General features: G+C 74.4%; 7 protein-coding genes. All 7 read right to left on the reverse strand.

Going from position 1 to position 8,761, the window contains the following annotated elements:
• Positions 1-184: 184 nt before the first annotated feature.
• The 7 genes from IF655_RS18145 to IF655_RS18175 all read right to left on the reverse strand — a co-directional run bounded on the left by IF655_RS18145 (position 185) and on the right by IF655_RS18175 (position 8,412).
• Positions 185-325 carry a hypothetical protein gene (locus IF655_RS18145; RefSeq protein ID WP_199585854.1) on the reverse strand — a complete coding sequence of 47 codons (141 nt, stop codon included), beginning with the start codon at positions 323-325 and terminating at the stop codon, positions 185-187.
• A complete protein-coding gene (locus IF655_RS18150; protein WP_199585855.1) occupies positions 322-2,631 on the reverse strand; it encodes a molybdopterin cofactor-binding domain-containing protein in 2,310 nt (769 codons plus the stop codon). The genes IF655_RS18145 and IF655_RS18150 overlap by 4 nt, the downstream gene beginning before the upstream one ends.
• Positions 2,628-4,346: a 2Fe-2S iron-sulfur cluster-binding protein gene (locus IF655_RS18155; RefSeq protein ID WP_199585856.1), complete on the reverse strand. Its 1,719-nt coding sequence runs from the start codon at positions 4,344-4,346 to the stop codon at positions 2,628-2,630. Before IF655_RS18155 ends, IF655_RS18150 begins: the two co-directional genes overlap by 4 nt.
• Positions 4,343-5,236 (reverse strand): xanthine dehydrogenase family protein subunit M, encoded by an 894-nt coding sequence (locus IF655_RS18160; RefSeq protein ID WP_199585857.1) that lies wholly within the window; start codon positions 5,234-5,236, stop codon positions 4,343-4,345. The genes IF655_RS18155 and IF655_RS18160 overlap by 4 nt, the downstream gene beginning before the upstream one ends.
• Positions 5,237-5,460: 224 nt before the next feature.
• Positions 5,461-7,173, reverse strand: a complete 1,713-nt coding sequence (locus IF655_RS18165; protein WP_199585858.1) for a beta-N-acetylhexosaminidase — start codon at positions 7,171-7,173, stop codon at positions 5,461-5,463.
• 355 nt (positions 7,174-7,528) lie between these two features.
• A complete protein-coding gene (locus tag IF655_RS18170; protein ID WP_199585859.1) occupies positions 7,529-7,810 on the reverse strand; it encodes a DUF3039 domain-containing protein in 282 nt (93 codons plus the stop codon).
• A gap of 29 nt (positions 7,811-7,839) precedes the next feature.
• Positions 7,840-8,412 carry a YqgE/AlgH family protein gene (locus IF655_RS18175; protein WP_199585873.1) on the reverse strand — a complete coding sequence of 191 codons (573 nt, stop codon included), beginning with the start codon at positions 8,410-8,412 and terminating at the stop codon, positions 7,840-7,842.
• Between the last annotated feature and the right edge of the window lie 349 nt (positions 8,413-8,761).

Below are 8,761 nucleotides of genomic sequence, written 5' to 3' on the forward strand. Positions count from 1 at the left end.
GCGTCCGGGCTCACCCGCTGCACGCGGCCGGGAAACCCACCGCCCGGAACATTACGCCGCGCCACTGACAACGGCCCGTCAGTAAAGACGCCCCGCCCCCGCCGCACGTTGCGTCACGGCGTGAGAAAAGGACGTGACGTACGAGACACCCCCGCACCCCGGGGCACCGGGCGCCGCCCTCGCCTCAGGTGAAGTAGATCCCGCCGAGGACCACGACGACCGCCGCCACGATGAACAACAGCACCCACAGGAACAACTTGCCCACGCTCGGGGCGGGTTCGTATCGGGGCTCGCCTGTCGCTTCGTCTGCCGCTTCGTCTGTCACTGCGAGGTCACCACTGCTGCTTGAGGCCGGATCGGGAGGCGGTTGACCGGGCGGCCGGTGGCCGCGCGGACGGCGGAGGCGACGGCGGCCGGGGCGGTGACCACCGGCACCGCCGAGACCGACTTGGCGCCGAAGGGCGCGACCACGTCCCGCTCCTCGACGAGCTTCACGATACGGATGTCCGGCGCGTCCAGTGACGTCGGGAGGGCGTACCCGGTCAGATCGGGGTGCCGGATCAGACCGCGCGGGGTGCGCAGGTTCTCGGTGAGCGCGATCCCCACGCCCTGCGTGACCCCGCCCTCGATGCGGGCGCGCAACTGCGCCGGGTTCAGCACCCGTCCCACGTCCTGCGCGACCGCCAGCTCGACCACCCGAACGGCGCCCAGCTCCACGTCCACGTCCACCACCGCGCGGATCGCGCAGAAGGCGAGCCCGACGAACGCGTCGCCCTGTCCGGCGCCGTCCAGCGGCTCGGTCGGATGCGGGCGGCACTGGGCGGTCGCCCACAGCTCCTTGCCCTCCAGCGCCTCCGCGACGGTGGTCGAGAGCACGCCGTCGTACGACGTGATCTTGCCGTCGGTGATCTGGAGCAGCTCGGTGGACATGCCGAACTTGTGCGCCAGCGGCTGGAGCAACTGGGTGCGGACCATCTTGGCCGCGCGCTCCACCGCGCCGCCGGAGACCCAGGTGTGCCGTCCCCGGCAGCCGGGTCCCGCCTCGGGCTGGTCGGTGTCGACGGGCGCCACGTGCACCTCGTCCACACCCAGGGTGTCCTGGACGATCTGCCGGGCCAGCGTGGTGAAGCCCTGACCGGACTCCACCGCCGCGCACAGCACGGTCGCGACGCCGTCGTGGACCTTGACGGTGGCCGTGGAGACCTCGTCCGCGCCCTCGGCGCCGAGCATGTGGACCATGCCGAGTCCGTAGCCGACGCCCCGGCGCACCGCGCCCGGCTCGCCCGCGCCCTCGGGACCGCCGGGCAGCAGCCAGTCCTCCTCGGGGGTGTCCTTGGGCAGCGGCGGCAGCGGGAACTCCTGTACCGCCTGGAGGAGTTCGGCCACCGGCGCCGGGCAGGTCACGGTCTGCCCGATGGGCAGCACGTCACCGGTCGCGAGCACGTTGCGCAGCCTCAACTCGGCCGGGTCCAGGTCGAGTTTCCTGGCCAGCTTGTCCATCTGCGCCTCGTAGGCGGCGCACACCTGCATCGCGCCCTCGCCGCGCACATGGCCGGAGGGCGGGTTGTTGGTGCGCACGGCCCAGCCCTCGATGAAGGCGTTCGGGACGACGTACGGACCGCAGGCGAAGGAGACGGCGGCGGCGAGCGCGTCCGCCGAGGTGTCCGCGTAGGGACCCGCGTCGAGCAGGATCTGCGCCTCGACCTTGACCAGCTTGCCCTCGGCGTCCGCGTGGTGGCGGTAGCGCAGCAGGGTGGGGTGGCGGTGGGCGTGACCGAGGAAGGACTCCTCGCGGTTGGCGGCGAGCTTCACCGGGCAGCCGGTCTTCAACGCCAGGAGACCGAGCGGGAGTTGGAAGCCCTGGTCCTCGCGGTCGGCGGTCGCGCCCGGCACACCGGTGACGACGATCTTCACGCGGTCGGCGGGCAGTCCGTAGCAGGCGGCGGCCGTGTTGCGGTCGGTGTGCGGGTCGGTGGAGGCGAGGTACAGCTCCACCCCGCCGTCGGGACGCGGCACGGCGAGTCCCGCCTCGGCGCCGATGGGCGCGGGGTCCTGGCGTCCGATGCGGTACAGCCCCTCGACCACGATCTCGCCCGCCGCCTCCGGGTCGCCGTGGCGCAGCGGGATGTGCCGGATCAAGTTGCCGTCGGGGTGCAGGGGTTCGGCCTCGAACGCCTGCTCCGGGTCGGTGACCGGGTCGAGGAGTTCGTACTCGACGATGACGGCGGCGGCGGCCATCCGCGCGGTGTCGGGGTGGTCGGCGGCGACGGCGGCGATGGGCTCGCCGTGGTGGCGTACGACCTCGGAGGCGAACACCGGACGGTCGGGGGTGCCCCGGCCGTGCCGGGGGGTGCCGGGCACGTCCTCGTGGGTGATGACGGCGCGGACGCCGGGCATCTCGCGCGCGTGCGTGGTGTCGATGGACACGATCCGCGCGTGCGCGTGCGGGGAGCGCAACACGGCCGCCCACAGCAGTCCCTCGGCCCACAGGTCGGCGGCGTAGGGGAAGGTGCCCTCGGTCTTGGCGCGGGCGTCGGCGTGCGGCAGGGAGGCGCCCAGGCCGTGCGGCAGCGGCTCGGGAGCGGGGACCGCTTCCGCCGCCGGGGTCGCGGTGGCGGCTTCGTTGCTCACGCCTGGCCTCCGTCCTGGCCGTAGTACGGGTCCTGCTGGACGTACGGGTCCTGCTCGTGCGGGGCGTACGGACCCTGCGGCGGGTACTGCTGGTGCTGGTCCCCGGGGGTGTCGAAGGCGCCGGGCGCCTCGAACGCCGAGGGGTTGACGCCTCCGGCGCCGGGGGGCGCCTGGTGCGGGATGCGGGCGGTGTCGCCGTCCGCCCCGGCGTCCGCCTCGGCTGCCGCGTGCGCCTCGCGCTCGGCGACGACGTCCTGCACGGCGTCCAGGACGCCCCGGTAGCCCGAGCAGCGGCACAGGTTGCCGCACAGCGCCTGCCGGGTCTCCAGCTCGGTGGGGGCGGGGTTGCCCTCAAGCAGGTCGTGCAGGGTCATCGCGATGCCGGGCACGCAGAAACCGCACTGCACGGCGCCGCAGCGGGCGAGCGCGCGCTGCACGTCGGAGGGGTGTCCGTCGGTGGCCAGACCCTCGACGGTACGGACCTCGCTGCCCGCCGTGGTGACCGCCGGGACCAGGCAGGAGGCGACCAGGCGGCCGTCCACCTGGACGTTGCAGGCACCGCACTCGCCCTGCGAGCAGCCGTCCTTGGCGCCCGCGAGACCGAGCCGCTCGCGCAGCACGTACAGCAGGGACTCGCCGATCCAGGCGTCGGTCACGGGGCGGTCGGCGCCGTTGACCCGCAGGACGTAGGAGGCGAGGGGGTGGTCGTCGTGGGGCGGGAGGGGCTCGGCGTCGGGCTCGGGCTCCGGGGCTGCCGCCGGGTCGTCCGTCTCGCCCTCGGGGGCGAACTCCGCTTCCGGCTCCGCCCCGCCGTCCTCGTCGGCGTACTCCGCCGCTTCCGGGGCGGGACCGGTCTCCGTGGCCGTACCGGGTGCTGCCGGACCGTCAGCGGGGCCCTCAGGCGCCTCCTCGGCGGTGTCGGACCCGGTGCCGTAGGCGTCCTCGTCCGGGCCGCCCGCGTACGCCTCCTCCGGCAGGGGCGTGCCCTCCGCCGGGGTGTGCCCACCGGGCTCCTGCGGACGCCCCCAGGTCTCGCCCGCGGGCTCGGTCGCCCAGGGCGCCGCCGCGCCGCCGGGCAGGGTCGGGGGCGCGCCGGTCCCCCACTGCTCCGCCAGCGCGGAGGTGGTGAACTCGCCCGACTCGTCCGGCAGCTCACCGCCCGCAACAGGTACGGACCAGTGCCCGGTGACGTCGTGCCCCGGCGCGGGGGGCTCCTCGACGGTCCAGTGCTGGTCGGCGGCGGGCTGGTGGGGCGCGGTGTGCTGCTCGGGTCCCTGGTGCCGCGCCATGCCGTGCTGGTCGGCGCCGGGGTACTGACCCGTACCCGAGTAGTCGGCGGCGGGGTGCTGACCCGTGTCGTGCTGTCCGGGGTGACCGTCCTGCGGATACGGCGTCATCCGCGGGTCGTACGTGAAGCGGTCGCCGCCGCCCTGCTCGCCCGGTACGGGCCACTGGTGGGCGTCGGCGGGCGCGCCCCAGCCGCCCGGCGCGGCGGGCGGTGCCTGCCCTTCGGCGGGCGGGGCGGGGTCGATCCGGGGCGGCACGTAGCCGTGGCCCGGCGCGGCCAGCGGGCTGTCACCGGACAGCAGGGCGTCGATGCCGCCCTCGGGGAGCTGGACGAAGGCGGTGGCGCCGTCGTCGTACTCGCCCTGGGGCAGCGGGTTCCACCGGCCGCCGCCCTGGGACGTGCCCTCTCCGTGCTGGTCGTCGGTCACGACAGCGCCCTCCCCAGTGCTCGTCGGGCCAGCGCGGCGACGGTGCGCCGCAGGTGCAGTACGGCGGGCGGCAGCGCTGCCACCGTGCCGTCCGGCGCGGGAGCCGGGTCGGGGATGCAGGCCGCGGCGACGTACTCCCCGAACGCCTGAAGCGCCTCGGGGACCAGTGCGCGGTCGTTGTCCCAGTCGATGAGCTGCGCGACCCACTGCTCCGCCTCCAGCGGGCGCAGCGGCATCGGCGCGATGGCGCCGACGGCGCACCGCACGCCGCGCCGGGCGGGGTCGAGCACAAGCGCCACGGAGGCGACGGCACGGCCGGGTCCGGTGCGCCCCGTCGCCTTGAGGAAGACCTGGGGGGCGTGCAGCAGCGGGACGCGGACGTAGCCGATGACTTCGCCGCCGTTCAGCATCTCGACCCCGGCCAGCAGGTGCGAGACCGGGATCTCGCGGCGGGCGCCGTCGAGCCCGGCGATGATCAGCGTGGCTTCCAGCGCGGCGAGGACCGGCAGCGCGTCGCCGGTCGGGGCGGCCGAGGCGATGTTGCCGCCGAGGGTGCCCGCGTTGCGGATGTGCGGCGGGCCGGAGGCGCGCGCGGCGGCGGCGAGCGCCGGGATGAGGGCGGCGAAGTCGGGGCGGCCCATGCGGGCGTGGGTGAGTCCGGCGCCGAGCAGGGCGTGGCCGTCCTGGTACTGCCAGCCGCGGATCTCGCTGATCCGGCCGAGGCCGACGAGCGCGGCGGGCCTGAGCCTGCCGGAGTTGACCGCGTGCATCAGATCGGTGCCGCCCGCGACGGGGACGGCGGTCGGGTTGGCGGTCAGGGCCGCCACCGCCTCGTCCAGTGTCGTGGGCAGCGTGACGACCTGCGCCGCCTGCGGTGCGTGCGTGGTCAAACCGGCTGCCCCTTCCCGCTGCCCCACCTGGTCCCCGCCTGTGCTGCCGTACGGTACGGCCTGACAGGGCGGACGTGGCAACTCTGGCACATCTTCGCAAGCCCCGGACGCCGGGGTCCGCCAGGGGTGTTGAGCCGCGCCTCCGGCCGTACGACCCGGTTTCCACCGCCATCGCACGGCTGGTCCGATTGACCCGCTTCGGCGAGTCCCGGGGGCTTTTTCCATTACGTGTTCGTCGGCAGTTCGTTCGAGTCGGCGGGGGCGGCGGGCGCGGGCAGCCCGGGCGCCGGGGCGGGGTGCGGTCGGGTCGAGGGCGCCGGGGGCGGTCCGGGGAACGGCTTGCCCAGCACGCCCGGACGGCGCTGCCAGGGGCGGGGTCCGGCGGGCGGACGGTAGGCGACGCCGAGGGCGTCCAGGCGGCGGTAGTGGGCGGTCATACGGCGCTCGAAGTCCGCGAAGTCCCGTTCGGCGGGCGGCGGCAGCGGGCTCCACGCAGCCTCCGCGAACGCGGCGAGGCGCGGGAAGACCTGGTAGTCCACGCGTCCGGCGTCCTCCATCGTCTCGGTCCACACGTTGGCCTGGGTGCCGAGGACGCGGCGCGTCTCGTCCGGGGTGAGACCGGGCGGTACGGGGTCGAAGCGGTAGACGTCCTCCAGGGTGCGCACGTAGCCGATGGGCACCGGCTCGTCGGTGCCGGGCGCCTGGCGGTGGTCCAGGTAGACGTGCTGCTCGGGGCACATCACCACGTCGCGCCCGGACCGTACAGCCTGCGCACCTGCCGCGACGCCGCGCCAGCAGGAGACGACCGCGCCGTCCGGGACGGGACCGTCCAGGATCTCGTCCCACCCGGCGAGCACCCGCCCGCGCGCGGCGAGCCACGCCCCGAAGTGCCCGGTGAACCATGAGCGCAGCGCCTCCGCGTCGGCGAGCCCCAGCTCCTCGACCCGCGCCCGCGCGACGGGCGACGCCCGCCATTCGTCCACCGGGCACTCGTCGCCCCCGAGGTGCACGATCCGCGAGGGGAAGAGTTCCAGCACCTCTTCCAGCACGCCCTCGTAGAAACGCAGTACGGCTTCGGTGGGCGCGAGGACGTGCGGCGAGATCCCCCAGTCGTCCCGGACGGTGAGCGCGGCGGTGTCGACGGCGTCGGTGTTGCCGAGTTCCGGATACGCGGCGATGGCCGCCTGGGAGTGACCGGGAAGATCGATTTCGGGGACGACGGTGATATGCCGCTCGGCGGCGTAGGAGACGATCTCCCGGATGTCGTCCTGGGTGTAGTGACCGCCGTGCGGTTTGTGTTCCCACAGGGGCGAGGCGCGGTGGCCGAATTTGGTCCGGGCACGCCAGGCGCCGGTCTCGGTGAGCCCCGGATGACGTCGGATCTCGATACGCCAGCCCTGATCGTCCGTCAGATGCAGGTGCAGCACGTTGAGTTTGTGCGCGGCGAGCAGATCGAGGAGGCGCAGTACGCCTTCCTTGGGCATGAAGTGCCGGGCCACGTCGAGCAGGAGTCCGCGCCAGGCGAAGCGGGGGGCGTCCTCGATCCGCACCGGCGGGAGCCGCCAGGTGCGCCCGGGGAGCGGGGCGCGGCGGAAGGCGTCGGGACCGAGCAGTTGCCGCAGCGTCTGGGCGCCCCAGAACAGCCCGGCGGGACCGCCGCCGCGCAGGTCGGCGGTGGTGGGGGTGACGGTGAGCCGGTAGCCCTCCAGGCCGAGGCGGGCGGTGACGGCGGGGTCGACGGTGAGCCGTACGGTGCCGGACCGGTCCGCGGCTGCCGGGGGCAGGGGGAGGCCGGTGGCGGCGCCGAGGGTCGACCTCAGCCAGCGCGCGGTGCCGCTCGCGCCTGGTCCGGCGGCGATGCCGGTGGCTTCCGCGAGGGTGAATCCCGCGGGCCCGTTCTCCGCCGTGGCGACGGGCGCGGGAATCACATCCGTCACTTCTGTCCACCCCTTGTCTCTCGTCACAGGAGGGACGGTGCCCAGGGGCGCGGCGAAAAACTCGGGGAGCGGGGGAACGCCCCGTCGGGAAATCGCGGAAACACGCGGTCCGACGATCTTGCGAACGTGCGCGCGAAACCGGTGGGGCGGGGGCGAATGGCGTTCACACGGGGCGGGCGTGAAACGGCGGTGTACGGCGGGTGGGGTGTGAACCGGGTTCACACGTAATACGCGTGAAACACGCCGGACGGCACCGCAGGCGCGTTCCCGGGGAAACACGAAGGCTCCCGGGAAACGCGTCCACGCGCGTGCCGGGAGCCTCGTGAGGTCAGGACGGGAGGGGGCCCTTACTTCTTTACTTCTTGTCGCCGCCCTTGTCGTCGCCGCCGTTGCTCATGGATTCGTAGATCTCTTTGCACATGGGGCAGACGGGGTACTTCTTCGGGTCGCGGCCGGGCACCCACACCTTGCCGCACAGCGCCACGACGGGCGTGCCGTCGAGCGCGCTCGCCATGATCTTGTCCTTCTGGACGTAGTGCGCGAAGCGCTCATGGTCGCCGTCGCCGTGGGAGACCTGCGGCGTCGGCTCGACGAGGGTTCCCGTACCAGTCCCGCGCTCGGGCTCGAGAGTGCTCATACCGCCAAGGGTACTGAAGCCGGGCCGCTTCAGTTGAGCGACGGGTCGTCCGGATAGGTGGCCACCATCGCCAGTTCGTTGCGCTGTCGGCGCAGCACCTCGCGCCACAGCTTCTCGGGCGCCGGGGAGGAGATGTCGCCCGGCTCGGACTCCACCACGTACCAGGCGCCCTGGGCCACTTCGTCCTCCAGTTGGCCCGGGCCCCACCCGGCGTACCCGGCGAAGATCCGCAGCGAGCCGAGCGCGGACGCGAGCAGCTCCGGCGGGGTCTCCAGGTCCACCAGGCCGATCGCCCCGTGCACCCGCCGCCAGCCGAGCGGTGCCGTGTCCCCGCCGTCGCCGCCCGGGATCACGGCGACCCCGAGCGCGGAGTCCAGCGAGACGGGACCGCCCTGGAACACCACCCCGGGCTCCCCCGCGAGCGTCTCCCACCCCGCCAGGATGTCCCCCACCCCCACGGGCGTGGGCCGGTTCAGCACAACCCCCAGCGACCCCTCCTCGTCGTGGTCGAGGAGCAGCACCACCGCACGATCGAAATTCGGATCCGCCAGGGCGGGCGTGGCCACGAGCAACCGCCCCGTGAGCGAGGACACCTCGGTCATGCCAGCCATGATCCCGCATCTCACCGCGCCGTGGGGGGCGAGCGGGGGTGAACTTGAGGCGGGCCCGGGTGGACACGGGACGCGACGCGGGGCACGGTCCGGGCCACCGGGCCACCCGGCCACCACTCCACCGCACCACCAGGCCACCCGACCACCGCACCACCAGGCCACCCGCCCGCCGGGCCACCGAACCACCGCACCACCAGGCCACCCGCCCGCCGGGCCACCGGGCCACCGGGCCACCGGGCCACCGGGTCACCGGGTCACCGGGCCACCGGGCCACCGGGCCACCGGGCCACCGGGCCACCGGGCCACCGGGCCACCGGGCCACCGGGCCACCGGGCCACCG

This window comes from Streptomyces sp. DSM 110735 (genome assembly GCF_016482685.1).
In the GTDB taxonomy this organism is placed as follows: domain Bacteria; phylum Actinomycetota; class Actinomycetes; order Streptomycetales; family Streptomycetaceae; genus Streptomyces.

Excerpts from the sequence above, each read along its gene's own strand:
- IF655_RS18170 (WP_199585859.1), bottom strand. The coding sequence starts at position 7,810 with ATGAGCACTCTCGAGCCCGAGCGCGGGACTGGTACGGGAACCCTCGTC.
- IF655_RS18175 (WP_199585873.1), bottom strand. The coding sequence starts at position 8,412 with ATGACCGAGGTGTCCTCGCTCACGGGGCGGTTGCTCGTGGCCACGCCC.